Annotated in this window: 26 protein-coding genes and 1 pseudogene; 21 read left to right on the forward strand and 6 right to left on the reverse strand. The window is 34.1% G+C overall.

Annotated elements, in window-relative coordinates; all coding sequences use genetic code 11:
- Positions 1-338: 338 nt before the first annotated feature.
- Positions 339-1,073 carry a PAS domain-containing protein gene (locus tag CP370_RS05205; protein ID WP_061400226.1) on the forward strand — a complete coding sequence of 245 codons (735 nt, stop codon included), beginning with the start codon at positions 339-341 and terminating at the stop codon, positions 1,071-1,073.
- Positions 1,074-1,191: 118 nt separating this feature from the next.
- On the opposite strand, the gene mscL is transcribed toward CP370_RS05205, so the two are convergent.
- Together mscL and CP370_RS05215 are read right to left on the reverse strand one after the other, a co-directional pair.
- A complete protein-coding gene (gene mscL / locus CP370_RS05210) occupies positions 1,192-1,566 on the reverse strand; it encodes a large-conductance mechanosensitive channel protein MscL (RefSeq protein WP_012846642.1) in 375 nt (124 codons plus the stop codon).
- Between the two features lie 108 nt (positions 1,567-1,674).
- Positions 1,675-1,839, reverse strand: coding sequence for an LPXTG cell wall anchor domain-containing protein (locus tag CP370_RS05215; RefSeq protein WP_004896605.1), 165 nt, complete (start codon positions 1,837-1,839; stop codon positions 1,675-1,677).
- Positions 1,840-2,131: 292 nt separating this feature from the next.
- Here CP370_RS05215 and pnuC point away from each other — a divergent pair, with 292 nt between their 5' ends.
- The 7 genes from pnuC (at position 2,132) to CP370_RS05250 (ending at position 7,738) form a co-directional block, all read left to right on the forward strand.
- Complete coding sequence (gene pnuC / locus CP370_RS05220; RefSeq protein ID WP_087712660.1) at positions 2,132-2,902, forward strand: nicotinamide riboside transporter PnuC; 771 nt, start codon at positions 2,132-2,134, stop codon at positions 2,900-2,902.
- A 69-nt stretch (positions 2,903-2,971) separates the two neighbouring features.
- The gene (locus CP370_RS05225; protein WP_012846640.1) at positions 2,972-3,508 is read left to right on the forward strand and encodes a PAS domain-containing protein; all 537 of its coding nucleotides are present in this window, start codon (positions 2,972-2,974) and stop codon (positions 3,506-3,508) included.
- A gap of 63 nt (positions 3,509-3,571) precedes the next feature.
- Positions 3,572-4,846, forward strand: coding sequence for a peptidase T (gene pepT, locus CP370_RS05230; protein WP_087712661.1), 1,275 nt, complete (start codon positions 3,572-3,574; stop codon positions 4,844-4,846).
- A gap of 6 nt (positions 4,847-4,852) precedes the next feature.
- Positions 4,853-5,302, forward strand: coding sequence for a DUF3290 domain-containing protein (locus CP370_RS05235; protein ID WP_012846638.1), 450 nt, complete (start codon positions 4,853-4,855; stop codon positions 5,300-5,302).
- Between the two features lie 7 nt (positions 5,303-5,309).
- A complete protein-coding gene (locus tag CP370_RS05240) occupies positions 5,310-5,945 on the forward strand; it encodes a DUF421 domain-containing protein (RefSeq protein ID WP_087712662.1) in 636 nt (211 codons plus the stop codon).
- Positions 5,946-5,961: 16 nt separating this feature from the next.
- Entirely contained in the window at positions 5,962-6,762 is an 801-nt protein-coding gene (locus CP370_RS05245) for a Sir2 family NAD-dependent protein deacetylase (protein WP_087712663.1), read from the forward strand.
- Positions 6,763-6,775: 13 nt separating this feature from the next.
- A complete protein-coding gene (locus tag CP370_RS05250; RefSeq protein WP_087285253.1) occupies positions 6,776-7,738 on the forward strand; it encodes an exonuclease domain-containing protein in 963 nt (320 codons plus the stop codon).
- A 25-nt stretch (positions 7,739-7,763) separates the two neighbouring features.
- Here the strand turns inward: CP370_RS05250 and CP370_RS10285 are convergent.
- Positions 7,764-8,854, reverse strand: a pseudogene (locus tag CP370_RS10285) (low temperature requirement protein A).
- 49 nt (positions 8,855-8,903) lie between these two features.
- Positions 8,904-9,728: an aldo/keto reductase gene (locus CP370_RS05260; protein WP_087712664.1), complete on the reverse strand. Its 825-nt coding sequence runs from the start codon at positions 9,726-9,728 to the stop codon at positions 8,904-8,906.
- Positions 9,729-9,865: 137 nt separating this feature from the next.
- Between CP370_RS05260 and CP370_RS05265 the strand changes: the two genes are divergently transcribed.
- From CP370_RS05265 to CP370_RS05295, 7 genes are all read left to right on the forward strand, one after another.
- Positions 9,866-10,714: a DNA/RNA non-specific endonuclease gene (locus CP370_RS05265; RefSeq protein WP_087712665.1), complete on the forward strand. Its 849-nt coding sequence runs from the start codon at positions 9,866-9,868 to the stop codon at positions 10,712-10,714.
- 31 nt (positions 10,715-10,745) lie between these two features.
- Positions 10,746-12,179, forward strand: coding sequence for a C69 family dipeptidase (locus CP370_RS05270; protein WP_087712666.1), 1,434 nt, complete (start codon positions 10,746-10,748; stop codon positions 12,177-12,179).
- Between the two features lie 307 nt (positions 12,180-12,486).
- Positions 12,487-13,572, forward strand: coding sequence for an ABC transporter ATP-binding protein (locus tag CP370_RS05275; protein WP_087712667.1), 1,086 nt, complete (start codon positions 12,487-12,489; stop codon positions 13,570-13,572).
- Positions 13,572-14,435, forward strand: coding sequence for a carbohydrate ABC transporter permease (locus tag CP370_RS05280; protein ID WP_004897934.1), 864 nt, complete (start codon positions 13,572-13,574; stop codon positions 14,433-14,435). The genes CP370_RS05275 and CP370_RS05280 overlap by 1 nt, the downstream gene beginning before the upstream one ends.
- A 1-nt stretch (position 14,436) precedes the next feature.
- Positions 14,437-15,267 carry a carbohydrate ABC transporter permease gene (locus CP370_RS05285; RefSeq protein WP_012846628.1) on the forward strand — a complete coding sequence of 277 codons (831 nt, stop codon included), beginning with the start codon at positions 14,437-14,439 and terminating at the stop codon, positions 15,265-15,267.
- Positions 15,251-16,552, forward strand: a complete 1,302-nt coding sequence (locus CP370_RS05290) for an MBL fold metallo-hydrolase (protein ID WP_087712668.1) — start codon at positions 15,251-15,253, stop codon at positions 16,550-16,552. Before CP370_RS05285 ends, CP370_RS05290 begins: the two co-directional genes overlap by 17 nt.
- Before the next feature lie 44 nt (positions 16,553-16,596).
- Positions 16,597-17,901: an extracellular solute-binding protein gene (locus CP370_RS05295; protein ID WP_087712669.1), complete on the forward strand. Its 1,305-nt coding sequence runs from the start codon at positions 16,597-16,599 to the stop codon at positions 17,899-17,901.
- Positions 17,902-17,966: 65 nt separating this feature from the next.
- On the opposite strand, the gene CP370_RS05300 is transcribed toward CP370_RS05295, so the two are convergent.
- A complete protein-coding gene (locus tag CP370_RS05300; RefSeq protein ID WP_087712670.1) occupies positions 17,967-18,335 on the reverse strand; it encodes a DUF1304 domain-containing protein in 369 nt (122 codons plus the stop codon).
- Positions 18,336-18,485: 150 nt separating this feature from the next.
- On the opposite strand from CP370_RS05300, the gene CP370_RS05305 reads away from it, so the two are divergent.
- From CP370_RS05305 to CP370_RS05315, 3 genes are read left to right on the forward strand one after another with little or no spacing between them, the layout of a single operon-like run.
- Positions 18,486-18,944: a MarR family winged helix-turn-helix transcriptional regulator gene (locus CP370_RS05305; protein WP_087712671.1), complete on the forward strand. Its 459-nt coding sequence runs from the start codon at positions 18,486-18,488 to the stop codon at positions 18,942-18,944.
- A gap of 1 nt (position 18,945) precedes the next feature.
- Positions 18,946-19,470, forward strand: a complete 525-nt coding sequence (locus tag CP370_RS05310) for a GNAT family N-acetyltransferase (protein WP_012846623.1) — start codon at positions 18,946-18,948, stop codon at positions 19,468-19,470.
- Positions 19,470-19,910 carry a GNAT family N-acetyltransferase gene (locus tag CP370_RS05315; protein WP_087712672.1) on the forward strand — a complete coding sequence of 147 codons (441 nt, stop codon included), beginning with the start codon at positions 19,470-19,472 and terminating at the stop codon, positions 19,908-19,910. Before CP370_RS05310 ends, CP370_RS05315 begins: the two co-directional genes overlap by 1 nt.
- Positions 19,911-19,958: 48 nt before the next feature.
- On the opposite strand, the gene CP370_RS05320 is transcribed toward CP370_RS05315, so the two are convergent.
- A complete protein-coding gene (locus CP370_RS05320) occupies positions 19,959-20,882 on the reverse strand; it encodes a BadF/BadG/BcrA/BcrD ATPase family protein (protein ID WP_004896629.1) in 924 nt (307 codons plus the stop codon).
- A gap of 191 nt (positions 20,883-21,073) precedes the next feature.
- On the opposite strand from CP370_RS05320, the gene CP370_RS05325 reads away from it, so the two are divergent.
- From CP370_RS05325 to CP370_RS05335, 3 genes are all read left to right on the forward strand, one after another.
- Complete coding sequence (locus CP370_RS05325) at positions 21,074-22,018, forward strand: serine hydrolase (RefSeq protein ID WP_087285242.1); 945 nt, start codon at positions 21,074-21,076, stop codon at positions 22,016-22,018.
- A gap of 127 nt (positions 22,019-22,145) precedes the next feature.
- On the forward strand, positions 22,146-22,709 hold the full coding sequence (locus CP370_RS05330) for a TetR/AcrR family transcriptional regulator (RefSeq protein WP_012846620.1): 564 nt from the start codon (positions 22,146-22,148) through the stop codon (positions 22,707-22,709).
- A gap of 19 nt (positions 22,710-22,728) precedes the next feature.
- Complete coding sequence (locus CP370_RS05335) at positions 22,729-26,385, forward strand: MMPL family transporter (protein ID WP_087712673.1); 3,657 nt, start codon at positions 22,729-22,731, stop codon at positions 26,383-26,385.
- Positions 26,386-26,442 lie beyond the last annotated feature (57 nt).

Below are 26,442 nucleotides of genomic sequence, written 5' to 3' on the forward strand. Positions count from 1 at the left end.
ATAGTTATAACTTTGAAAAGCTAGTTTCTAACTAGAGAAATTCTTGAATGAACTAATGACTGTACGCCAAATAATTGCCAAATTTTTTTGACAATTGCAACAACAAGAATTTGCTTGACGTACATTAAACATAATCATTAGCTCCTTTCTTACTTTTCACAAGTTATATTATCGTATAACTTACTTTTAGTCAACATCTAATTTTAAAAATAATTTATATTCCATAAATATATATTATGCCAACTTTATATATAAAATACTGCATATAAACATTGCAAGCCCTTTCGTTAGTGGGTATAATCAAGTTGAAGAGACGTAGATTTATGAGGTGAAATAAAATGGCAGAACCTAAATGGTTACAAGACTTAAAAGAAGAAGATTATATTAAAGAGGATTTTGATGCTACTGGTAAATCACGCTACACAGTCGAAGGTGTAGATAAAAATGATCCAGATTGGTTAAATAAAGCTGCTAAAAAAGTACATGCAGCTGAAGGCGATGATTATGTAAAGCTTGATGCAGGTCTTCTTACTGTTAACCAAATTAATTGGATGCTTCGTCGTGCATTTGGTGAATTAACTTATGTAGATGATAATAATCAATTCTTGTGGTATAACAGACCAACTGATCCAAATAAGAAAATGCTCGCTAAACGTACGCCAGATCAAGTTGGTGATACAATGGGCGCTGTTCATCCAGATATTCGTAATGTTATTCCTGAAGCCAAGAAAGTTATTTATGCTTTAAGAAACAAGATAGATGGCCATGATGAAGTGAAGATGCCCGTGCCTAATGGCAATCGCCATAAGTTGATTCTCCATGACTACAAGCGAATTGAAGATGACGAAGGAAATTACGTGGGAACTTATGAATGGGTACAAGATATTTATCCATTTGTGAAGTACTTCTGTGAAACTACTGGTCAAAAGCTAGTAGATGATCCGGATGCTACAACGGGTGCAACTTATAAGAGAGATGAAGTTGATACTGCAACTGGTGCATCTAAGCATGAAGAGCATGTGGAAAAGAAGCAAGAAGAAACTGATACAAGTTCCGGTGCTTCAGAGTATTAATTGAATAGAAGTTAAAAATAAAAATGCCGTTAAATCTTGGTAGTAGTGAACCTTGATTTAGCGGTATTTTTGTTTTGATCAATATAGAGAAATTGAATTATATAAAAATATTATTATTCTACTTATTCTTTTCTTGCAATAAGTCACGAATTTGGCGAAGATATATTTCTTCGTTAGTTGGTGCAGGATCTTCTTCAACTTCTTTTTTAGGTGTAATTTTGTTAACTAACTTAATTAAGAAGAAGACAACTAGAGCAATAATTAAGAAGTTAATAACAGCATTTAAGAAGCTACCGTATTTAAATGTAGCTTCACCAATAGTGAATTTTAAGTTGGAAAGGTCAATTTTTCCAATAAATAATCCAATTAGAGGATTAATTAAATTTTTGACTAAAGAATTTACAATTGCTGTAAAAGCAGCCCCGATAATAACCCCGACAGCTAAATCCATCATGTTACCCCGAGAAATAAATTCTTTGAATTCTTTAACCATGGTTGATCTCCTTTCAAAAAAATACTTATTAATTAAAAATTATATCAAAAGTAGAAATGGTAACGCTAGAAAAAATGTTAGAAAGCAATCTAACGTTTTTTAAGATAATTAATTATGCTTTTTTCTGTTAACTTTATCGCTAATAAGTCCAAGTAGAGAGGCTGCAGTAGCAAAGGCTAAACCGAGAATACTTATATCCGTTGTTTTTGTACCAGTTTGAGGTAAAATCTTTTTCTTTTGAACTGATACATTCTTAGTGTTTTGACGGCTCACTTTAGAATAAGGTAAAAAACGACTGAAAAAGTAAACATAAAAATAAAAAATACGTGGCTTATTGAATCATAAAGACAAAAAAATATATAAAAAGTTAGTTGAAGATAATCATCAAGATGAAGAAAGCGCTATCCAAATTTTAAATGACACCTACCCGCATATTTAACGAAAATTGTAAACTCTTGTTTTAAATTTATTAACTACTATACTAGATACAGATGCTTTTTTGATAAAAATGCGGATAAGGCACAATATATTGTGTGACCTAATATAAAGAAAGAGGAGTTAATACATGGACAATTCCACATCATTACAGGAAGATCGTAAAGAAAGAAAGGATAACTACTTCGTTTGGCTTTTTAAGCAATTACACGGTTGGCCAGTTCAAAATTATATGCTTTGGTTCTTTGCTTTTGGCTTCCAATTAGCTATTTTGATTCAAAACAAGATTACTACTTTAACAGTAATTACTTTCATTGGTACATTGCTTGGGACTTTATGTGTTTTAGCTATTAATGCAACGAAAGCAATTAATGGATGGTTAGGATTAATCTCAGCAGCTTGTTTCATTTATGCAGGACTAGCTGCTAAGAATTATCTTTCAATTTTTGAACAAATTGCCTATATTTTAACTTTAGACTTACCAGTTATTATTTCAGTTAGATCTTGGAATGATGATACTAAGAACCACTTACGTAAGTTTGGTACTAAAGAATGGATTGTTGCTATTGTTGGTACATTAGTTGTTTACGCTGTATCTGGCTACTTGATCGGTAAATTTACTAATGATCCACGTCCTTGGATCGATGCTATTAGTTTTGCGATTTCGTTAACTGCTGGTATTATTTGTTTCTTACGATACAACAACCAATATTTCTGGTGGACTGCCAGCGGAATTTTTCAACTAATTCTTTGGGGCATTACTTATGCACAGGGAGATGCAACTTTAGCAATGGCTGTTAACTCCTTAATTTATGTTGTTAATGACGTTTTAGCCTTTACTGTTTCACCATGGTTCAATATGGGAAGAAAACGTGAAGGATTAAAGTCTATTAAAGACTAACAATAATCAAAATAAGTTAAAATTAGCATGTCGAGTTCGACATGCTTTTTTATTTGTGAGGTATCAGATATGAATGAAAATTGGACTGAAAATTATAGAAATGCTGCACAAGGTAATGACTATGTAAGGTTAAACGCGGGACTAATGAAAGTAAAAGACCTCGATAATTATCTTTCTTCGTTTCCCAGCAGCTTGCTCAGTTTTAATAAGACTGGAGAATTTACATATTATAAACAATTGCCAGGGATGAATTACAATCCGCCAGAACTTGGAGAAAATATTACGGCTCTTGGTCAAACCGAGAACGAAAAGAAGCAATTAACAGAAATATTCCACAAGTTAAGCACGGGGGAAGAAAAAGAATTGCACTTTGTGGATCAAACTAATACTCAAAAACGATTTATGGTAGACACATATCGGGCTATTTTTGATAAAGACCATCAGTTTGCTGGAATTAATGAAACGGTTCAAGATATTTATCCACTTGTGGAATACTACTTAAAAGAAACCGGACAAAAATTGGTTGATGATCCCAATAATCCTAAAGGGGACATTTATCGTAAAAATCAGAAAATTGATGCAGAGAGTGGAGCCTCGGAACTATAGTTAATTGACAGAAAAATATTTTTTCTTAAAATATAATTAAAAATAGTTTGGGGGATAGTAAAAATGCCTGAAATCGATCAAAAATATATTCAAGATAAATTTATAGAATACTGTAAAGTAAATACCCGATCAGACGAACAAAGTACAACTGTACCGACAACTGTGGGACAAGTTGACTTGTTGAAAATTATTGAGAAAGAATTAGAAAAATTAGGCTTGGAAGAGATTTCTTTTTCAGAAGAAGATTCATATTTAGTAGGAAAACTAAAAAAGACAACTAAGAAAGAAGTAACTCCAATTGGTTTTGTAGCACATGTAGATACGGCTGATTTTAATGCAGAAAATATTAAGCCATTAATACATCAAAACTATGATGGAAAGGATATTTTTTTAAAAGAAGGACGTGTCTTATCCACAAGTGAATTTCCTAGTTTAAAAAAACATTTAGGTGAAACTTTGATTACCGCTGATGGCACTACATTACTTGGTGCAGATGATAAGGCGGGAATTGCTGGATTACTAGGAATGCTTAAATCTTTAAAAGAAAATCCTGATCTTGAACATGGAGATATTTGGGTTGCTTTTGGTCCAGATGAAGAAATTGGTAAAGGTGCTGCTCGTTTTAATGTGGAACGTTTTCCTGTGGAATTTGCTTATACATTAGATAATGGTGATCCAGGAGATATTGCCTTTGAGACCTTCAATGCTGCCGCTGCTACAATTGATTTTTATGGAACAGTAGTTCATCCTGGGGAGGCGTACGGACTTATGGTCAATGCTGCATTGATGGCTAGTGAATTTATTCAGGCTTTACCAGCAAGTGAGGTGCCTGAAAATAGTAAAGATTTTGATGGCTATTTGATGGTTTTATCTAATAATGGCAATGTCGATCATGCACAAATTCAACTGATTATTCGAGATTTTGATACTGATGGTTTTGAGCAAAAGAAAAAGTTAATCACAAGTACAGTGGATAAGTTGAATAAAAAGTATGGAACAAATCGAGTAACTTTTGAAATGCATGATCAATATCATAGTCCAGGAGATTTGATTAAAGAGCATCCCTATGTAGTAAATCTAGTTTTACATGCCTATAAGTCTCTTGGATTAGAGCCAAAAGTTATCCCATTTCGGGGAGGAACAGATGGCGATTTTATTTCAGAAAAGGGTATTCCTACACCTAACTTATTTAATGGTGGGGCAAATTTCCATGGACCATATGAATATGTAACAACTGAAAGTATGGCTCTTTTAGCTAAAACATTGATTGAAATTGCGAAGCAGCATGTTTTATTAAATGATAAACGTGACGAAAGTCCATTAAAGAGAAAGTACTAGACTTAAATGAATTTCTATACAATAAATTATATTCAGAACCATCAAAATACAGATCGAACAGCCTTATATATTCTAATGATTGTTGCTGCCAGTGCGATGATTATTTTTACAATTCTATATTTACGTGATCGTTTTAATACAAGATATAGGGATTTAGGAATCATTGCCCTCTTATTTTTATTATTATTTACTGGCACACAATATGAAAAATATGTGCAAAATAATGAACAGAAGTCTAAGGCTGCCCAAATTGTTCCCTTTATTAAATCAGTTGCTGATGATGAGAACGTTAAAGAAAGCGATGTGATGGTCAGTTCGATGAATTTGCAGGATGGGATGATTGTGCGGATTGATTCGAAAAATGAAGACTATCAATTGAATTTAAACGAGGATAATAATAGTTATACCTTAAATCGGGCGCACGTGATTGATCATCATGTATATGTACAAGAGTAGGTAAGAGATGGATTATACACAATTATTTATTAAATTTTCTCTAGGAATATTAACCTTGATTATCCAAATTAATGCTTTTGGAAAAAGTAATTTAGCTCCAACAACGGCTTTGGATCAACTCCAAAATTATGTACTAGGCGGTATTATCGGTGGTTTAATATATAATCAAAGTATTACCGTTCTTCAATTTTTATTGGTGTTAATCATTTGGACTTTAGTAGTTTTTATTTTGAAGTTTGGTCGTGAGCGTAGTAATTGGATTCGTAATTTGATTGATGGAAAACCGGTTCAAGTAATTAAAAATGGTCATGTGTTGGTAGGAAATTGTATGAAAGCCGGTATTTCTGCTAACGAATTAATGTTTAGGCTTAGAAGTCGCGGGATTTATTCAGTTGAAAAAGTGAAAAATTGTATTTTTGAGCAAAATGGACAATTAACGATAATTGAAAACGATGAGGACAATATTCGCTTCCCGATTATTAGTGATGGACAGGTAAATGAAGACGTTTTGGAGTTGATCCATAAATCTAATGCTTGGCTTGAACAAGAAGTAACTAAAGCTGGTTATAATAGTCCTGATGATGTCTTTTTAGGAGAATATATTGATGGACAGTTACGTCTGATAGGATATTCTGAAAAATAAAAAGGAAGAAATGATCATGAAAGATTTTAAAGAAATAAAAAAATGGTTAGCAGATGCCGATGCGGTTATTGTGACTGCAGGTAATGGGTTTGCACAGATGGAAGGTCTTGATATGTTTGACAATTTGGCCTTTCCGATTGAATATAAAAATATAAGTGAAAAATATCATGTAAAAACAATTGCGGATGCACTAGATAAAGATTTGGATTCTTGGGATGAAAAGTGGCAATTCTGGAGTCAACTAATTAATGAGTATTCAGTTGAATATGAGCCAAGTAAAGCAATGAAGCAATTAAAAGAACTGTTAAATGGAAAGAATTATTTTATTGCTACTAGTACTTTTGGCCATTTTTTTGAAAAAGCTGGCTTTGATCAAGAAAAAATCTTTAATGTTTTTGGTGACTGGACAATGATGCAGTGCTCTAGTGGTTTAAATCACGGTACACGTTCTGATTTGTCAACAGTGAAGAGATACGTTAATGGCCAGGGTGAGGTTCCAATATGCGAGGATTGTAATTCACCAATGGAACTTCATATGCCGCTAAATGCTCACTTCTTTCCAGATGAAGATGCAAATACGAGATTTCGTTGGTTTTTAACAAGAAATCAGACTAAGAAGGTCGTAGTGCTTGAACTAGGAGTTGATCCAACTAGTCCTCAGCTTCTTGATCCAATGGTAAAACTGGTTGAGCAGTTCAAAGATTGGCATTATGTAGCAGCAGACTTAAGTCAAGATGAATTGCCAGACGATATCCAAAAAAGAAGTGTCGGCCTAGAAATGGCTCTTCCTGGAGCAATTGAACAGATTTCAAAATAATGAAAGGTAAAAAATGAGTATTTCAGTTATTCAAGGTGTTTTACGAATTCCAGCAGCTCAAGAAAAAATACGGCAAAAAGGCATTGAAAAGCCTGGTTTTCCTGATAACTATACCTTAATTGATGTGGAGACTACGGGGCTTAGTCCATACCGTGATCGAATTACAGAGATGGGTGGTTTAAGGGTTCGCCATGGAGAAGTAGTTGCAACTTTTTCAGAATTGGTGAAGTTTCCTGATAGCAACAAGGTGCCTGCTTTTATTACCAAATTAAATGGAATTGATGAAGCGACGATTGAAGAAAAGGGTCTACCGGTTCAAGAGGCAATAAAGAAATATCGTGAATTTATCGGTAGTGATCCGATTGTTGGATATAATGTGAATTTTGATTTGAATTTTGTCTATGACCTAGCTGAAAAATATCACTTAACTGTCTTAAATAATGATTATGTTGATGTTTATCGTTTGGCTCGTAGTTTTTACCCACAAGAACAACACAATCGTCTTTTAGATTGCATGCACCGATTAGATATCGCAGAAACGCAAGAGCACCGCGGGTTAGATGATTGCCTAGATACAAAAAAGGTTTTTGATGAATTTCATAGATTATTTAGACAGGAACATATGCTTAGAGCGCAAGAAATGGTCAAAACACTAGACTTAACTAGTGAATGGCCTGAGATTGTTAAACAAAGCCAAGTTTTTCGTAGTCCTTTTGCTCATAAGAATGTTGTAATTGCTGGTGACTTAGATGTAGATGACTATGAACTAGCTAATGCTGTAAAGAATTTGGGTGGCTTTATTCGGGATGAAGTTGGTCAAGATACAGACTATCTTTTAGTTGGAGATCATGATTTCTTAAGAACTGATATCGTTGAATTAAATAAGGCAAGAGCATTAAAGAAACAAGGTCAAAATATTAGAATTTGGTCGGAACAATTTTTCTTGAATGTTCTTGATAATTGGGCACGTAGTTAAAATATTTTTACATTAAAAAGGAATCCTAAAGCAGGATTCCTTTTTTGATATGGGGAAGATTTACATGTACGAGCCAATCAATATTAATTGAAACAATAATAAAAGTGAGAATAGTAATAACTTCAAAGCTTGACCAGATGAGACAAGAAATAGTTCCAATTAAAGTTGTACTAATAAAAAGAAAAATAGTTGATTTTTTTAACTTAAATTGCAGTTTATTGTAATGAGTTGAAAATAATAATCCTAAATAGAATAAACCAGTTCCACAATATAAACATAAAACAGCAAACCATGAGTTAGCATCCGATTCATGGATAAATTTTATACTTACAGTAATTAAACTAATGCCAAAGATTATTAAATAGTGAAGATAGATTAGTATATTACCTGTTACATCCTCTTGGTCTTCATTAATTAATTTATCAAATTGTAGTGCATACGTGCAAAAGAGCAAGGCAACAGTTAAAAAGATAAGAATAGAATAGAAGGAAAAGTTTTAGGTTGAAAGTAATCCGCAATACCAATAATTTTTTCACCAAAGATAATAATTACTAAAAGATTCAGTCTTTCAAGTAAATGGGGAAAAATAATTGGATGCTTAAGGGTATATTTTGTAGTGAGAAGTGGCATTAACCAACTTAGTATGATGCCGATAACAGCTAAAATAAAGCCAAAAATATTATCTAAAATTCCTCCGATAATTAAGGTAAGGGCTCTAAAAATTAAAATCATGAAAAATGCCAGGGAAATATTTTGATCAACGGGATTTTTAACCTGAAAGTAATTAATTAAATAGTGACTTGCTAGAGTAAGAGATAGTAAGCCAGCAGAAATAAATAGGATTTTCATCTCAGTTAGATTATTAGTATCAAAGGAATTAGACATGTAGAGTACGATCATCATATCAATAAAGTAAAAAGCAATGTCAGCCCAACTACCGATCCCATATCTATTAGTAAAGACAGTCTGAATCATCCATGAATTAATAAAAATAATTACAATCAATGCAAAAAGAGAAAAAGAGGTAGGTGAAACTAATCCATGCTCTAGATGATGAAGAATCTCGGTTGTTTTAGATATCATGTAGACAAAAACGAGGTCATAAAACAAGGCAATTTTTGAGACTCACTTATTTAACATATTTTGCCTCCAACCTACCTACTTTCTAAAATTCTTCATGTTCATTAGGATCAAATCTTCTTGCAGAAATTTTGTCTAAATTGATAAGTTTTTGGACTTCTTCAGGCGTTAATTTGAAATCAAAAATATCCAAATTGCTAATTTGATGTTCATAGGAACTAGCTTTAGGAATAGGAACAACATTAAGTTGAGTTTCCCACCGTAAAATTATTTGAGCGGGTGACTTATGGTATTTTTGAGCTAAGTCAATGATTTCTTTTTCTTTAAAAGCTTCACCTGCACGCTGCAATGGACTCCATGCTTCGGTAATGATGTTATGGTTATCATCATACTCACGAATTGTCTTGCTGGACCAGTAGGGATGAAGTTCTACTTGGTTAACAGCTGGCATAACGCCTGTTTCACGGTATAAATGTTCAATATGCGATGGTTCAAAGTTAGAAACACCGACTGAACGAATTAAGCCAAATCTTTGGGCATCTAGCATGGCTTGCCAGGCTTCAAGATAATGATTTTCCTTTGGATTTGGCCAATGGATCAGATAGAGATCATAGTAATCAAGATTAGCAGCATAAAGCGATTCTTGAATTTGTTCTATGGCTTCCTGATATTTATGATGACGACCTGGTAATTTAGATGTTATAAAAATATCATCACGATTTATACCGCTATTTTTAATAGCACTACCTACTGCTCCTTCGTTTTCATAATTAACAGCAGAATCAAGTAGACGATAGCCATTTTTTAATGCAGCTTGGATAGCAAAAACCCCACGAGAACCATTTAATTTATAGGTTCCGAAACCAATTTTTGGGATTCGATTTCCATCATTTAAATTAAAGTATTCCATTCTTAATCTTCTTTCTATTTTCAGTATACTTATTACGTTTATTGTAACAGTCTGAATAAACAAAAACTTATTAATTACATTGCAAACGTACGTTCAAATATCTATACTGAAAGAAATAATGTTAGGGGAAAGAATAAATGGCGAAGAGAAAAAAATATCGAAAAAAACAGACAAATACAGTAGCAAACTGGATTATAGCGCTAGTAATTATTATTTGGGGTGGTTGGTTTAAGCTTAATTCTTCTAATCAAGCAGCGAATCAAAATCAAAACCAAGATAATTCCCAGCAAGTAGTAAAGAATGCTACAACAGCGGATACCAACTATGGCGGATTGTCCAGTGCTGACTATCAAAAATTAGCTAATTTAGACTTTAAGAGCGGGGACAAGGCCTATGTCTATGTAAATAATAATAAGTCAACTTTGATTAAAAATGCCTGGAAGGTTAATAAAGTAATCTATTCTAATTTAGATAATTTGAACAGAACTTCTCATTCAAATACTGCCTTCTTAGAGCCAAGAAATGTGGCAAATGATTCTTTACGTGTAAGACAGTTCATCAATCCAACTGCATGGCATTCTAATCGTGAAAATGGGACTCAAATTTATAATCGTGGACACTTAATTGCTTATTCAGTTTCTGCAGGAATTGATCAAGATGGAAATTATAATCCTGATAATCAATCAGGCGATCAAAATAATCCCAAAAACCTATTTACGCAAACAGCTTTTTCTAATCAGAAAATCCAGACTATTTTTGAAGGAAAAGTACGTAATGCCTTAAAACAAGGAAATAAGGTTATTTTTCAGGCAACGCCAATTTTTAGGGGAAATGAATTAATGGCACGTGGTATTAATTTGCAGGCTATAAGTTTAAATAATAATTTAGATTTCAACGTTTATATCTATAACGTGCAGCCTGATTATGTATTTGATTATAATAATGGTAGGGCTAAAATAGATCGGAATATGGTAGTTAATCAATAGTTAATTTTTATATTTAATTTAGGAGAAAATAATGAACAAAAGCAAGGATAACTGTACGGCAATGATTGTCGGAAAAAAAGCTACAATTGATGGCTCAACTATTATTGCCCGTGATGAAGACGGTTATGGTGGTATTAATGAAAAGCTTTTTGTTGTCCATGAAGCAAAAGATTACGATGAAGAATATGTTTCAAAATATAATGGTTTAAAGCTTCATTTAAAGGGACATGGTTGCAAGTGGACCGCAACCCCAACAGCTGATGAATCAGAAGGCCGCTGGGATGAACAGGGAATTAATGAATATAACGTTGCTATGTCGGCTACTGAAACAGAGGCCACAAATGCGCGCTGCTTAGGTCACGATCCATTAGTAGAGAATGGAATAGATGAAGATTCGATGGTTTACCTTGTCTTACCATTTGTTAAGACTGCTCGTGAAGGGGTAGAACGTTTAGGTAAATTAATTGAAAAATATGGTACTGGTGAAAGTAACGGTATCGCTTTTTCTGACCACGATGAAGTTTGGTATTTTGAAACTGGCGCTGGTCATCAATGGGTAGCACAAAGAATTCCCGAAGATTCTTATGCAATTTGTCCTAATATAATGGTGATTCAAGATATTGATTTTGATGATCATGATAATTTTATGTATGCACCAACTATTCGTGATTTTGTAGAAAAAAATCACTTAAATCCAAGTACTGATGGTAAGTGGAGTTTTAGAGATATTTTTGGTACAAAAGCAGAAGCAGACAGTTACTATAACACCCCAAGAACTTGGTACGGTCAGAAGCTTTTTAATCCAAGTGTTGAGCAAGACCCATTAAGTCAAGAAATGCCATTTATTAGAAAGCCAGAAAAGAAAATTGGCGTTGAGGATGTAGAATTTTTCTTGTCTAGTCACTATAACGGTACTGAATATGACCCAATGGGATCTTTTGCTTCAGGGGATGATAAGAAGCAAAAAATGTTTAGATCAATTGCTTTGGACAGAAATCAATCTAGTTGTATTCTCCAAATTAGAAATGATGTTCCTAAAAAAATAGCAGGTATTCAATGGGTTAACTTTGGTTTTTATGCTTACAGTCCTTATGTACCTTTCTATACAAATATTGATGACACGCCATTAAATTATCAAACGGCTAGTCATATGGTTACTCCAGAATCTAGTGCATATTGGTTGTATAAGAGTTTGCAAGTTTTAGTAGAGCCAAGATATCATCAGTTTATTTACCAAGTTGAGAACTTTAGAGATGAATGTCAAAGTTACGCTGTTAGCCGCATTTCAGCAACCGATGAGAAAGCTGGAGAATTAGCTGGAAAAGAACAAACTAAATATTTAACTGCTGCTAATGCTGAAACTGCTGCTTATATTACTAATGAAACTACGAAATTGATAAGTGATTTGACGAGACAAGCACTAAATTCTTCTAAATTTCAATTTGAACGTGGCGACAATTTGTAATTTTTTGAAAAACACTGCACAAGATGTAGTGTTTTTTTATTGTTCGACTTTCTCTATCTTGTATGTTGGTAAACTAGGTCTTCAAAGGATATCTAAAAAATGCAAGAGGAAAAACACGATTTATTTATATTTATATGGAAATATTGTTCCTAAAATGATATTATCATCCATATCTTATCCATGAAAAAGCAGCAAAAATTCACAAAGTACGAATTATTTATTGAAAAAATATTTGTGATTTTGTTGCTTTTATCATAAAATTTGTGGTGTAATATGATTTAAATCTAAATGTAGTAGTGAGAGATATATGAACGAAGATAAATTCATTCAGGTAAATAACCTAGAAAAAACTTATGAGAATGGTTACCAAGCAATTAAGTCTGTTAGTTTTTCTGTAAAAAAGGGCGACTTAGTGTGCTTATTGGGGCCTAGTGGTTGTGGAAAAACTACAACTTTAAATATGATTGCCGGATTATTGAATCCGACCGGTGGAGACATTATTGTAAATGGTAAGTCTCTTCTTAATGTTGCGCCAAAAGATCGTAATATTGGCTATGTATTCCAGAATTATGCCTTATACCCACATATGACTGTTTTACAGAATGTAATGTTTCCAATGACAGTGGGAAAGAATAAGAAGCCAAAAGATGAAGCTGAAAAAATTGCCCAAAAATTTATGAAATTAACTCATATTGAAGAATTAGCTGATCAAAAGCCGGGCAACCTTTCTGGTGGGCAACAGCAGCGTGTTTCGATTGCACGTGCACTAGTGCAAGAACCACAAATTTTGTTAATGGATGAACCATTAAGTAACTTAGATGCCCGCTTACGTTTAAAGATTCGTGAAGAAATTCGTAATTTGGTTAAGGAAGTAGGAATTACTACTTTATTCGTTACCCACGATCAAGAAGAAGCACTCTCAATTGGTGATAAGATTATTCTTTTCCATAATGGAGTAATTCAACAAGACGATAAGGGTCAAGACCTTTATCTTGAACCTAATAATCAATTTGTTGCTAACTTTATTGGTAATCCAGTAATTGATAATTTTGATGTAAAGGTAGCAGACAATAAGATTATTGGGACAGACTTTGAGATTCCAGTTGAAAAATTAGATAGTACAAAATTTAGAGGCAACTTAGTAGCCGGAGACTATACATTGAGTATTCGTCCTGAAAACTTAAAGTTAAGTGATGAAGGCGAACTTTCCGAAGTAATTGATGATATCGAATTGATTGGACGCGAACGAGTATTGAAATTTACTCATGCTGGAACAAATCAGCGTGCATTGATTGATTTAGAGCAAGAAATAAAACCTGGAGATAGCGTGAAATTTAAGATGAACTTAGACCGCGTTTACTTATTTAAGCCAGATGGGGAGCGAATCTATTAATGAAAGATAATCAGAAAAAAGCTTGGTTATTTTTAGCACCGGCCATTATTTGTGTTACGGTATTTAGTATTTGGCCAATTCTACGTGCTTTTACGATGAGTTTTCAGGGTGGACCATTAATTGACCTACAATTTAATGGCCTTTCTAACTATCAATATATTTTTAGCGATCCAGAATTTTGGCGTGCAATTATGAATACCGCCATTTATTCATTTTTAGCTGTACCAATTGCCTTAATAATTTCTGTTGCGTTAGCATGGTTTATCTTTTCAAAGATTAAACATACCGCCTTCTTTGAAACTATGTTTTTTATGCCATATGTTACAAGTACGATCGCAATCGGAATTGTATTTCGTTATATCTTTAATGGTGAATATGGTTTATTGAACTTCTTATTAAAACTTGTTCATTTACCACAACCTGATTGGTTAGATAATCCGAGTCTAAGTCTTGTTTCATTGATTATCTTTGGTGTTTGGTCATCTTTGGCATTTAACATCGTTATCTTAATGGGTGCGTTAAGAAATATTGAACCAAATTACTATGTTTTAGCTGATATGTATGGTGCAACAAGTAGGGAAAAGTTTTGGCGCATAACAGTGCCACAGTTAGTCCCAACTTTAGCCTTTCTTTTAACTGTTAACTTAATTGGGGCATTTAAGATCTATACTCAAGTTTATGCATTATTTAATGGACAAGCTGGTGTGGGTAATTCGGCAATGACGGCAGTTTACTATATTTATAATAAATTCCAAATTGTTGGTACGCCTGGTGTAGCAATGGCTGCAACAGTAGTCTTGTTCCTATTTATATTGTTCGTAACTTTCTTACAAAGAAAATTGATGAAAAAGGTGAACAGTTAGAATGAAGAAGAAAAAACTACGTTGGGGAATGATTTTTGTCTATCTATTCATTGGAATTTTTGGCATTATAACTGTTTTCCCATTTATTTATATGATCTTAGGTGGATTGATGTCCTATCAAGAAACCACTACTATTCCACCAACTTTAATTCCAAAGACTTTGAGGTGGAGTAACTATCAAAAAGTATTTGAGCAAGCACCATTTGCAAGATACTTCTTAAACACATTTATTACAGCGGCAGCTACAACAATTGTTACATTGTTTACTTCAATTCTCGGTGCATTTGCAATGACCAACTTGAAGTTTAAGGGAAAAGGATTTATTCAGTTAATTTTTCTTTCACTCTTAATGGTTCCGGGAGAAGCAATAATTTTTACTAACTACAATACAATTGCTCATTTAGGCTTATTGAATACATATTTAGGATTGGTTTTACCGTTCTTAACATCTATCTTTTATATGTACTATTTACAAAGCTACTTCACAGCAATTTCACCAACAATTTATAAAGCAGCCATGATTGATGGAGCTTCTGACTGGGAATATATTTGGAAAATTCTAGTTCCAATGTCTAAAGGTGGATTAATTACTGTTGCCTTGCTTAGTTTTATTTCAGGATGGAACGCCTTCTTATGGCCATTATTGGTAACAAATGAAGATAAGATGCGCTTGTTGAACAATGGTTTAGCTGCCTTTGCCTCTGATGCGGGTGCTCAAACGCAACTTCAACTAGCAGCAGCAACTTTAACAGTAGTACCTGTTTTAATTGTTTACTTCATTTTTAGAAAGCAAATTATTCGAGGAGTAGTACGTAATGACCTCAAAGCCTAAAACTACAGTTACTTTTTATAATGGGTTAACGACTATTGGCGGCCCAATGATTGAAGTAGCTTATGATAAGTCACATGTATTATTTGATTTAGGAGAAGTGTACCGTCCAGAACTGGGACTGAAAATGGAAGATGAGGATTTTTCAACTCTTCTTAAATATCAATTGATTGGTGATATACCAAATTTCTATGATCCAAAGATTACGGGAAAAGAAATAGATCATGAACGTTGGCAACACAGCGCAGCTTATATTTCTCACCTTCATCTAGATCATAGTAAAGCTATGAATCTTTTAGCGCCAGAGATTCCATTGTATGCTGGTCCATTAACTGCGGCCTTGCTACCAGTGTTGAATCGGGATGGGGAATTTTTATTACCAGCAGCTGATAAACCAAAGAATTATACTCGTCCTATAATTGCTGCTAAATTAAACTACCCCATTAAAGTTGGAGATATAACTTTAACAGTTGTTCCTAGTGATCATGATGCTTACGGGGCAACTGGATTAATTATCGAAACACCTGATAAAACAATCGTTCATACTGGAGATATTCGCTTGCATGGTTATCATCCCGATTGGGTGCGTCAATTTATGGCGGCCGGTAAGGGATGTGATATGCTAATTATCGAAGGTACTGGTGTTTCATGGCCAGAACGTAGTGAAGAGGATAGTGAAGAGTTCAAAGGGGTTAAGAATGAGGTTGAGCTTACTGAAAGAGTAGTTAAATACCAAAAAGATAATCCAAAGCGCCAGTTAACTTTTAATACTTATCCTACAAACGTAGAGCGAATTTTGAGAATTATTTCAGATTCGCCTCGAAAAGTAGTGCTTCATGCTAAACGTGCTGAATTATTAAAATTAGCATTAAAGCAGGATGTTCCTTATTACTACTTGCCAGAAGATGAAAAAATTGATGCGCTCGATCCAAATCTTGAAATTAGTTATCAAGATCTTCTAAAAGACGATCATCAATATTTCTGGCAAGTAGTTGGTCATTATGATCAACTACAAAAAGGTGGCTTATACATTCACAGTAATGCTGAGCCTCTTGGGGATTTTGATCCAGCTTATGCTCCGTTTATTGAAAATATTGAAAAACGTGGAATTGAATTGATAACTCTGCGTTGTTCAGGACATGCGGACGTAGCTGAATTAAAAGAAATAATTGCGGGTTTTGAGCCAAAAATTTTGGCTCCTGTGCACACATTGCATCCAGAATTAGAAGAAAACCCATTTGGAGAAAGGATTTTACCTAAGCGCGGAGAGACATTTACGCTTAGTTAAAATTAAAATTTTATTTTGTTGTTTGTTTTTATTGGGAGAAACATATGAAGTTCACTAAAAAATTTGCAGCAGTTGCAGTTGCTGCTTTAGCCCTTGTAGGCACTACTGCTTGCTCAAATTCTAAGAGTAATGATAGCTCAAGTAGTAAGTCAGCTGATATTCCAACTAAGATTACCAAGAAAACTACTATTGTTTTCTGGCATGGTATGACTGGAACTCAGGAAAAGACTTTACAAAGCTTGACTAAGGATTTTGAAAAGAAGAATCCTAACATTACTGTTAAGCTTGAAAACCAAGGTAAGTATAATGATTTACAAGCAAAGATTAACTCAACTTTGCAATCACCAAATAACTTGCCTACAATTACTCAAGCTTATCCTGGCTGGCTTTTAAATGCCGCTAATAGCAAACGCTTGGTTGATATGACCCCTTACATTAACAATAGTAAGATTGGCTGGGGCTCAGCTAAGAAGAGTGACATCCGTGAAGAATTATTAAAGGGTGCACAAATTAAGGGTACTCAATATGGTATCCCATTTAATAAATCTATTGAAATGTTAACTTATAACAAAGATTTATTAGATAAATATGGTGTTAAAGTACCAAAGACAATGGCTGAATTAAAGGCAGCATCTAAGAAGATTTACGAAAAGAGTAACCACAAGGTTGTTGGTGCTGGATTCGACTCACTTTCAAACTACTACGTTTTAGGTATGAAGGATGAAGGCGTAAACTTCTCTAAGAACATCAACTTTACTGGTTCTAAGTCTAAGAAAGTAATCAACTACTATGCTGATGGTATTAAAGCTGGTTACTTCAAGACTGCTGGTTCAGCTGGTTACCTTTCTGGTGACTTCTCTAACCAAAAGGTTGCAATGTTTGTAGGTACTAGTGCTGGTGAAGGATTTGTTAAGATGGGTGTTGGTAATAAGTTCCAATACGGTGTTGCACCTCGTCCTTCTAAGTACAACATGCAACAAGGTACTGATATCTACATGTTTAACAAGGGTACTGCAGAACAAAAAGCAGCTGCCTTCATGTACATTAAGTACTTGTTAGGTAAGAACCAACAATTGACTTGGGCTGATCAAACTGGATACATCCCTGTAACCAACAATGTAATTAACTCTAGTGCTTACAAGAACTCAACTAAGTCTAAAGTTCCTGCTCAATTAGACAAGGCAATGAAGAACTTATACAGTGTTCCTGTAGTTAAGAATAGCAACGCTGCATACACTCAATTGAATTCAATTATGCAAAACATCTTTGCACAAGCAAAGAAGGGTCAAAACTGGAATTCACAAATTGATGCCGGTAAGACTAAGTTACAAAGTGCTTGGAATCAATAAAAACAGAATATTAAGTAAAAAATGAGGACTGTCATTATGACAATCCTCATTTTTTTATAGATTTTTTAGAAGAAAAGTAGAATGAAGGCAATTAATGCAGGTAGCATTTGAACAACAAAAATCTTTTTACTTGCTGTAAAGCCCCCAAAAATAGCGACAACTACAACAAAGGCAAGCAAAAGTTGCCATACAGTGATTAAAGTTGGCACTCTGAAGAAGAAAAATACAATTAAGATTAAAAGACCTAGCATTCCATTATAGATACCTTGATTAGCTAAAGCTGTTTTTGCGGCAGGCTGTTTAACAAAATCTACATCCATGTCAAACGACTTAGCTTGTAAGTCAGGTTTCCCAAAAATTTCTAACCACATAATTCCAATATGCTCAATTCCAACAATAATTGTTAGAAAAATTCCGATATTTCTTAAAATCATTTTATAATCCCCCTTATTTAACTATTCAGATAGATTTTACTTATTGTTAACATAGAAATCAAATAGAGTAATAATCATTTTTATTATTATTGCATTTGCAACAATAATAACCTATACTAGAACAAACAAATAGGAGGGATAGACATAAAGATGGCAGAAGAAGATATTTTGAGAGAAATTGGTTCAATTTCACGAGCCTTGGATTCGATTGCTAATATTGAGTTTAAAGATTTGGAATTAAATCGTGGTCAATACTTATATTTAACTCGCGTTTTTGAACACCCAGGGATTATTTCTGATCATCTAGCTATATTATTAAATATTGATCGTACAACGACTGCCCGTGGAATTAGAAAACTTGAACGAGCGGGACTTATTTTTAAAGAAGATGATGAAACTAATAAGAAAATCAAACATTTATTTGTAACCAATACAGGTAAAAAATTAGCTAAAGAAATAGAAAGAGAAAATGTCTATTCAAATACGTTAGTAACAAATGGCTTAACTAAAGATGAACAGGCTCAATTACAAAAATATCTAAGCGTTCTCGAGAAAAATGCACGTGAAAATTGGAATTTTGTAAAGAATGGCGGAAAGAGGAAGTATTAGTATGACGGTAAAATATGAGATTAAAGAAGTATTAGCAGATAATATTAAAGAATTACAACAAATTTCAAGACAAACATTTTTAGAAACGTTTGGATCACAAAATACTGCTGAAGATATGAAAGAATTTTTGGATACAGCATATGCAGAAGAAAAATTAAAAGATGAAGTTGAAAATGCGAATAGTAGTTTTTACTTTTTAACTGTAGATAATAAAGTGGCTGGCTATCTAAAGGTGAATGAAGGACATGCGCAAACAGAGCAGGTAGTTCCTAATGCTTTAGAAGTCGAAAGAATATACTTGAAGCAAGCTTTTCAACATCAAGGTTTAGGATTAGTGCTAATCAAATTAGCTGAGAAAATAGCTAAAGAAAAAGAGAAGGACAACATGTGGCTTGGAGTTTGGGAGAAAAATTATCAAGCTCAGGCTTTCTATGAAAAAGATGGTTTTAAAAGAGTTAGTCAACACACTTTTGTAGTTGGAGAAGATTCACAGACGGATTTGATTTTAGTTAAGAGGTTGAAGTAATGAAATTTTGTTTTAAGACAATTGATGAAATGACTGGATATGAGGCTTTTTGCGTCGAAAGGCTAAGAAATGAGGTTTTTGTTAGTGAACAAAAAATCACTTTACCTGAAATAGATGATGAAGATTTTCATGCAATTCATGTTTTTAGTTTAAATGATGGAAAAGATGATGCTTTAGCTACTTGTCGAATTTTTAAAGATAAAAATGGAGATTGGTATTTAGGTCGAGTTGTGGTCTCAAAAGATGCACGAGGGATGTATCTTGGAAGCAAGATGATGAAAGAGGTGCATGAGTACCTAAAAGACAAGAATGTTAATCGGATATACTGCCATGCGCAAATAACAGCGAAGCCTTTTTATGATCGTCTTGGCTATCAAGTTAAAGGTGAGATATTTGATGAGGGTGGTATAGAACACGTATTAATGTATAAAGATTTATAGATAAAAAAAACCTCGGAGATCGAGGTTTTTTTTATGTTTTTAATTTAATTATTCATCATCGTTATGATTAGTGAAGTAGCGGTAATCTTTGCTCTTATCAAAAATTACACCACGTGCGTTTTCACCGTTTGAAACGCTAAATACTGCGTCTGGGTATTTTTCTTTAACTTCTGCTTCCATGTATGAACGCATCATAGCGTTGTTTGAAAGAACTGAACCAGTTAAAGCAACGCGCATTGGCTTAGGATCTTCGTAACGGTCTAAGCACATAATAATATCGCGTGCTAAAAGATGCGCTTGATCTGCAATGATTTTACGAGCATCTTCATCACCGTTATCTGCTAACTTAGCAACTTTAACAGCCTTTGAAGCAACTTCTGGACTAGTTAAGTTGTAGAATTTAGCAGGAACTTCACCCATGTTATCAACATTGAATTCTTTAACGAATAAATCAATTAAAGAATTCTTTTCACGCTTGTCCCAGCTAAGAAGAGCAGCTTGAAGAGCAGCCTTGGTAATAGCGTAACCACTACCTTCATCTCCAAGTAAAGAACCGTAACCACCAACAGCAATTAAAGAGCCGTTTTGACGACCATTAACAACAGATCCAGTACCAGCAATAACTAAAGCACCGTCTGCTCCTTCAAGACCATTGTAAAGAGCAAGAAGTGAGTCAGTAATAGCACGAGTTGGAATATTACCAACCATTGAAGAAATAGTTGCTGCAACTTCTGGTGCATTACCAACAACGGATAAACCGGCAATTCCGGCTAAAACTTTAATACAATCGCCATCAATTTTGTCACGCAATTCATTAACTGCTTGAGCAATATTTTTGATACCGAGTTCGTAGTCATTGTTGATTTGACCTGGGCCGGATTCAGCACGACCTAATTCTTTACCATTTTCATCATAAGCGATTGCCGTAGAGTGTGTACCACCTGCGTCAATACCGATCATATATTTCAACATAAATAATAATCCCTCACTGTAAATATTAATACTGGAATTATTGTACTAAAAAAAGAACAATTTGTGAACGCATTCAGCAAATCCTATATAAAGAAAAGATAATCTTAAAAAATATAATAATCCTTAGTCTTTAAAACTTTTTTAGGTATTAGCATGATAAAATAAAAAATATGTGATTAAGGAGATTTTTAATGAAAAATAAAATATTTTTAGGGGCGATTTTATCCTCTTTTTGTGCATTAGCTTTTTATATGACTAGTATTAATCATATGAAGACACAAACTTTAGAAATTTATGGAAATTCAACAGCCAAAGTAGCTCAAAAAAGTAAAATGAAAGAGGGTACTAAACAAACTCGTATTACTAATGGAGAAAGCGAGATTGGAGAGGCCGCTATTTCAAAAAATAGTAATAAAAATTTAGCCAAAGATATTGTTAAAGCTAGTTCCAACGTTCAAGGAAACTATCAAGTAAGTGTAAAGGACTTGAATAATCCTAAAATATTTGCCGATTTAACAAATACTAGTCAGGACAATTTAAATGCTGGGAATGTTCTAAAATTATTTGTGTTGCTGGCTTATTACAAGTCAGTTCAAGATAAAAGCTTAAACTCAGCAACTCCTTATAAAGTTAAATCAAGTGACTTAAATGGCGGAGATAAGGTATTAAAGACTGATATGGCCTATTCCTATACATATTTACTTGATTTAATGATGCGTCAGCAAAATAATAATGCAGCTAATATTATTTTGAATAAAATTGGAAAAGAAAAAGTAAATCAAACTGCAAAAGAGTTTGGTGCAGGCAATACTGAAATTACTGATAATTTTGGTAAAGATTTTGCCGGAAAAACCAGTAGTGGTGATTTAGTTAATACTATGCAAAAGCTTCACCAGGGAAAAATTTTAGGAACTAATGTTGATAATCAAATTTTAGGACAATTAGCTAATTTTCCTGAAAAAGGCTTAGCGAAAAACATTAGTGGTGTGGTTTATAAAATAGCTGATAAAAAACAAGGAGCAGCCATAATTCAAGAAGATGGTAAGACTTATACCATGGCAATGGTTAGTGAAGAAGATGCGGATCTAGCTAAAATTGGTGATTCGATTAATAATTGGATGATTAAACAAAAATAGATTTAAAGGAGTTTTTAACTCCTTTTTATTTTTTCCAAAAAGTAGATAAATTTCTACACATTGTAGATTGTTTTCTACACATTGACGTGCTAAAGTATATGAGTACACAAAAAAGAAGGTGATTATCTTGGCTAAAAAAAGATCTTTGGACCGCTCAAAAGTGATTGATCAAGCTATAACAATTATTAGTGAAAAGGGATTAAGCGAATTAACAATGCCAGCTTTAGCTAAAGCATTGGGGATTAGGTCTCAATCTTTGTATCACTATGTTGCTAATCGTAATGATTTATTAGTTTTAGTTTGTGTCAATAGACTGCAAGTTTTGCGTCAGCACCTAACAAAGAAGATAATAGGCCATTCAGGTCTAGATGCTTTGTTTAGATTTGCAGATGAAATACGAGACTTTTTACTACATGATAAGGCTATTTCTAGTATTTACTATGGACTAAATGAATATGTTCAAAATGATCAAATTCGTGAAGAGGTTTTAAAGATAGTAGATCTAGGAGAAAAGCTGGATGTAGGCAAGAAGAACGTTGTCTCTTTGCATAGTTTACTTGGAGCTGTTTTGGGTTATGTTTTCTTAGATCGATATGTGATCGATGAAACAGAAAAAGAAGCTGACGATAATTACCATGAGATGCTTTTAAGACTTGTAGCGCCAAAACTTCAAGTTGAAGGTACAAAATAAGGGGAAAGGAAAGTAGCATATGAAATTGCTGAAAAATCATCTTGGTGCTTTGATAGCATGGATAGCAATTTTGCTAATTGCTGTCTTCTCGTTGCCAAATGTGGATGCATTGACACGTCAGCATTCAGAAATTTCACTTCCTAAGGATGTTCAAAGTTCTATTGCAACTAACATCGAAAGTAAGTGGGGGCATGGACAAGATAATACCTATGTTGTAGGGGTAGTTTTTAATAAAAAACACGGGAAACTAACCTCGAGTGATAAGGAGAAAATTGGAGATACAATTCGCTTTTTAAAGGACAATAAGAAAAAGCTTGGTATCAAGTCAATGATGACTCCTAATGACAACTATGCAACAAAAGCACAATTAATTTCTAAAGATAAAACAACAGAAATTGTGCAATTAAATATTGCTAATGATCATTCGACTGTTTCTAACGTTAATAAGACTTTAACAAAGGTTGTTAAAACTCCAGGAGTTAGAACATATGTAACTGGGGTTAGAATTCTTGAAGATGATTTCTCTGCTTCGGTTCAAGAAGGTATTAAAAAGACTGAATTAATTACTATCTTCTTCATTTTTATTGTTTTAGTAATTGTATTCAAGTCGCCAATTGTACCAATAATTTCATTATTAACAGTTGGTGTTTCATTTATTACTTCATTCTCAATTGTTACTAATTTAGTAGAGAAATTTAACTTTCCATTTTCAAACTTTACTCAAGTTTTCATGGTTATTGTTTTGTTTGGTATTGGTACTGACTACAATATCCTGCTGTATGATAAATTTAAAGAGAACTTGAGTAAGGGGATGTCGAACCATGAGGCAACAAATGATGCGTTGCGTAAAGCTGGTAAGACAATTCTTTATTCTGGATCTTCAATCTTAATTGGATTTAGTGCATTAGGTTTAGCTAACTTCTCAATTTACCGTTCAGCTGTTGGAGTTGCTGTTGGGGTCGCTGTATTATTAGTAGTACTTTTAACTTTAAACCCATTCTTTATGGCTGTCTTAGGTAAGAAATTATTCTGGCCAGTTAAGAAGTTTGAAGGTGAAAGCAACTCTAAGTTATGGCATGCTCTTTCAAAAGGGAGCTTGACTCATCCGATTATTTACTTAGTTGTAATGGCAGTCGCAGTATTGCCATTTGCCTTATTCTATTCAAATAATTTGAATTATGATGATGCAGATGAAATTTCTAATTCTACACCATCAAAAGCTGGACTATTAGTTTTACAAGATCATTTCTCAATTGGTACTCCTGAATATTCAACTTTATATATTCAGAGCAAAGATAAGCTTGATAACGAAAAGAGCTTAAAAGAAATCGATCAGATTGTTAAAAAGATTCAGGCAGACCCAGATGTTAAATTTGCATCTTCTGTAACTGAACCAAATGGAAAATCAATTAAACGTCTTTACGTTGACAACCAATTAGGTACTGTTAACTCAGGTGTTAATACTGCTAGAAATGGTTTAGGAACTTTAAGTAACGGTAGTAAACAAATTACTAATGGTGCTGTTCAACTGCAAAATGGTGCAAATCAACTTTCTAACGGAACTGGCCGTCTGCAAGCTGGTGCAAATCAATTAGCTAGCGGAACTACACGTCTTCAAAATGGTGCAGAAGCTCTTAGATCAGGAACTATGCGTTTAGCAACTGGTGCTGGTCGTTTAGAGAGTGGTACTTTGAACTTACAACAAGGTGCTGTACAACTTGAAAACGGAACTATTAAGTTGGCTAATGGGGCTGCCAGTTTACAAAGTGGTACTCAGAGTTTGCAGGTTGGTACTCAAGCCTTAGTAAATGGTTTGAATACTATGAGTGCACAATTATCTGGACAAATGAATAGTGCTACTAAGGCACAATTAGATGCTCTTCAAAAGGGATTGCCTCAAATTAATAATGGTATTCAACAATTGAATCAAGCATTGGGTCAATCATCAAGTTCTGTAGATACTGCTGGTCTAAAAGCTAATTTAACTGATGTTGGTACTCAAGCCAAAACTATAGGCGATAATTTAACTCAAGCAGGTAACACTTTAAAAGGTTTACAAAGCTCAGGTGCTGGTCTTAGCGATAGTGAAAAAGCTGAATTAACACAAGCTTATGCTCAAGCTATGGATAGCGCTAAGTTAAATGATCAACAAAAGCAGGCTATGAGTGCAGCCTTTAGTCAAATTTTAGGTAAAGTAGAATCTGCTTCTACTCAAAAAACTCAGAATCTTACATCAAGCTTACAAAGTGTAGCTGGTAATATTCAAGCAGCTGGCGACGCAGATAAGAAACTTGGAGAGTCAGCAACTAATGTAGGAAACACTCTACAAACCCTTCAAGGTTTAATGGGTCAAGTTGATAACTTGAAACAACAAGTAAACACTTTAGCTACGGCATCAAACACTGCTTTACCAGGCGCAACTACTGCTTTGAACCAATTAAGCTCAGGCTTAACTCAAGTTCAAGGTGCTGTAGCTCAAGGCGCTGCAGGTGCTAGTCGCTTAAATGATGGCGCAGCTCGCTTAAACAGTGGGGCAGGTCAACTTGCAAGTGGTTTACAAGCAGGTGTAGCTGGTTCTAGTCAACTTGCAAATGGTGCCGGTCAATTAGCAAATGGTGCTAGCCAATTAAACACTGGTTTACAATCTGGCTTAAACGGCACTAACCAATTGGCAAATGGTATTGGTCAATTAAACAGTGGAGCAGGTCAATTAAGTTCCGGTATTGGTCAACTTAATGGCGGTGCAAACCAATTAGCAAATGGTGCTGGTCAAATTGCATCAAATAATCCTAAGATTACTGCCGGAATTGACAAAGTAAACAGCGGTTTAGGTGCTGGTCAAGAATACTTAACTGGCTTAGCTGATTCAGCAGCTGGTAAGACTTTCTACATCCCAGCAAACATGATTCACTCATCTAGCTTTAAACCTGCTCTTGATAACTACATGAGTTCAGATCTTAAATCTACTAAGATTATCATCATTCTAAAGATGAACCCTGCTTCAACTGAAGGAGCAAAGAAGGCTCATGAAATTAGTAACATGGTTAAGAAATCAGTTAAGGGTACAAGTCTTGCTGGTTCAACAGTTGCAATGGGTGGACAATCTGAAAAGATTTACGATACTCAAGAAACTGCAAGTAGCGACTTCTTAAGAACTGCAATTATTATGTTAGTAGGTATTGGTATTGCTTTGATCTTTGTTACTAGATCTGTATTACAACCAATGTTTATCCTAGGTACTTTAGTAATTGCATATCTAACTTCTCTATCAATTAATCAATGGATTGTTAAGGCTGTTTTAGGTAGATCATTATTGGCTTGGAACACTCCATTCTTCAGCTTCATCATGATTGTTGCTTTGGGTGTTGACTACTCAATCTTCCTAATGATGCGTTATCGTGAGTTGGGAGACGTAAACCCTGGCTGGAGTACAAGTCAACGAATGCTTGAGGCCTGCGACATTATCGGAACAGTTGTAATATCAGCAGCTATTATCCTTGGTGGTACTTTCGCCGCCTTAATCCCATCTGGTGTACCAACTTTAATTGAAGTTGCATTATGTGTGGATATTGGATTATTACTTTTGGTATTCTTACTTCCAATTAATATGTCTGCTGCTATGAAGATTACTTATGAAGGCTTAGGCAGAAAAAAGAATAAAGAAGAGGCTAAATAATATTTAGTACTCTTAGACAAAAAAAGATTGAAGTTTATCCTTTTGCTAATGAGGATT

The organism is Lactobacillus sp. UMNPBX19 (genome assembly GCF_002553805.1).
Taxonomy (GTDB): domain Bacteria; phylum Bacillota; class Bacilli; order Lactobacillales; family Lactobacillaceae; genus Lactobacillus.

Excerpts from the sequence above, each read along its gene's own strand:
- CP370_RS05260 (WP_087712664.1), bottom strand. The coding sequence starts at position 9,728 with ATGGAATACTTTAATTTAAATGATGGAAATCGAATCCCAAAAATTGGT.
- CP370_RS05265 (WP_087712665.1), top strand. The coding sequence starts at position 9,866 with ATGGCGAAGAGAAAAAAATATCGAAAAAAACAGACAAATACAGTAGCA.
- CP370_RS05280 (WP_004897934.1), top strand. The coding sequence starts at position 13,572 with ATGAAAGATAATCAGAAAAAAGCTTGGTTATTTTTAGCACCGGCCATT.
- CP370_RS05275 (WP_087712667.1), top strand. The coding sequence starts at position 12,487 with ATGAACGAAGATAAATTCATTCAGGTAAATAACCTAGAAAAAACTTAT.
- pepT (WP_087712661.1), top strand. The coding sequence starts at position 3,572 with ATGCCTGAAATCGATCAAAAATATATTCAAGATAAATTTATAGAATAC.
- CP370_RS05270 (WP_087712666.1), top strand. The coding sequence starts at position 10,746 with ATGAACAAAAGCAAGGATAACTGTACGGCAATGATTGTCGGAAAAAAA.
- CP370_RS05205 (WP_061400226.1), top strand. The coding sequence starts at position 339 with ATGGCAGAACCTAAATGGTTACAAGACTTAAAAGAAGAAGATTATATT.
- pnuC (WP_087712660.1), top strand. The coding sequence starts at position 2,132 with ATGGACAATTCCACATCATTACAGGAAGATCGTAAAGAAAGAAAGGAT.
- CP370_RS05300 (WP_087712670.1), bottom strand. The coding sequence starts at position 18,335 with ATGATTTTAAGAAATATCGGAATTTTTCTAACAATTATTGTTGGAATT.
- CP370_RS05295 (WP_087712669.1), top strand. The coding sequence starts at position 16,597 with ATGAAGTTCACTAAAAAATTTGCAGCAGTTGCAGTTGCTGCTTTAGCC.
- CP370_RS05310 (WP_012846623.1), top strand. The coding sequence starts at position 18,946 with ATGACGGTAAAATATGAGATTAAAGAAGTATTAGCAGATAATATTAAA.
- CP370_RS05315 (WP_087712672.1), top strand. The coding sequence starts at position 19,470 with ATGAAATTTTGTTTTAAGACAATTGATGAAATGACTGGATATGAGGCT.
- CP370_RS05305 (WP_087712671.1), top strand. The coding sequence starts at position 18,486 with ATGGCAGAAGAAGATATTTTGAGAGAAATTGGTTCAATTTCACGAGCC.
- CP370_RS05250 (WP_087285253.1), top strand. The coding sequence starts at position 6,776 with ATGAGTATTTCAGTTATTCAAGGTGTTTTACGAATTCCAGCAGCTCAA.
- mscL (WP_012846642.1), bottom strand. The coding sequence starts at position 1,566 with ATGGTTAAAGAATTCAAAGAATTTATTTCTCGGGGTAACATGATGGAT.
- CP370_RS05290 (WP_087712668.1), top strand. The coding sequence starts at position 15,251 with ATGACCTCAAAGCCTAAAACTACAGTTACTTTTTATAATGGGTTAACG.
- CP370_RS05320 (WP_004896629.1), bottom strand. The coding sequence starts at position 20,882 with ATGTTGAAATATATGATCGGTATTGACGCAGGTGGTACACACTCTACG.
- CP370_RS05285 (WP_012846628.1), top strand. The coding sequence starts at position 14,437 with ATGAAGAAGAAAAAACTACGTTGGGGAATGATTTTTGTCTATCTATTC.
- CP370_RS05335 (WP_087712673.1), top strand. The coding sequence starts at position 22,729 with ATGAAATTGCTGAAAAATCATCTTGGTGCTTTGATAGCATGGATAGCA.
- CP370_RS05245 (WP_087712663.1), top strand. The coding sequence starts at position 5,962 with ATGAAAGATTTTAAAGAAATAAAAAAATGGTTAGCAGATGCCGATGCG.
- CP370_RS05235 (WP_012846638.1), top strand. The coding sequence starts at position 4,853 with ATGAATTTCTATACAATAAATTATATTCAGAACCATCAAAATACAGAT.
- CP370_RS05225 (WP_012846640.1), top strand. The coding sequence starts at position 2,972 with ATGAATGAAAATTGGACTGAAAATTATAGAAATGCTGCACAAGGTAAT.
- CP370_RS05240 (WP_087712662.1), top strand. The coding sequence starts at position 5,310 with ATGGATTATACACAATTATTTATTAAATTTTCTCTAGGAATATTAACC.
- CP370_RS05325 (WP_087285242.1), top strand. The coding sequence starts at position 21,074 with ATGAAAAATAAAATATTTTTAGGGGCGATTTTATCCTCTTTTTGTGCA.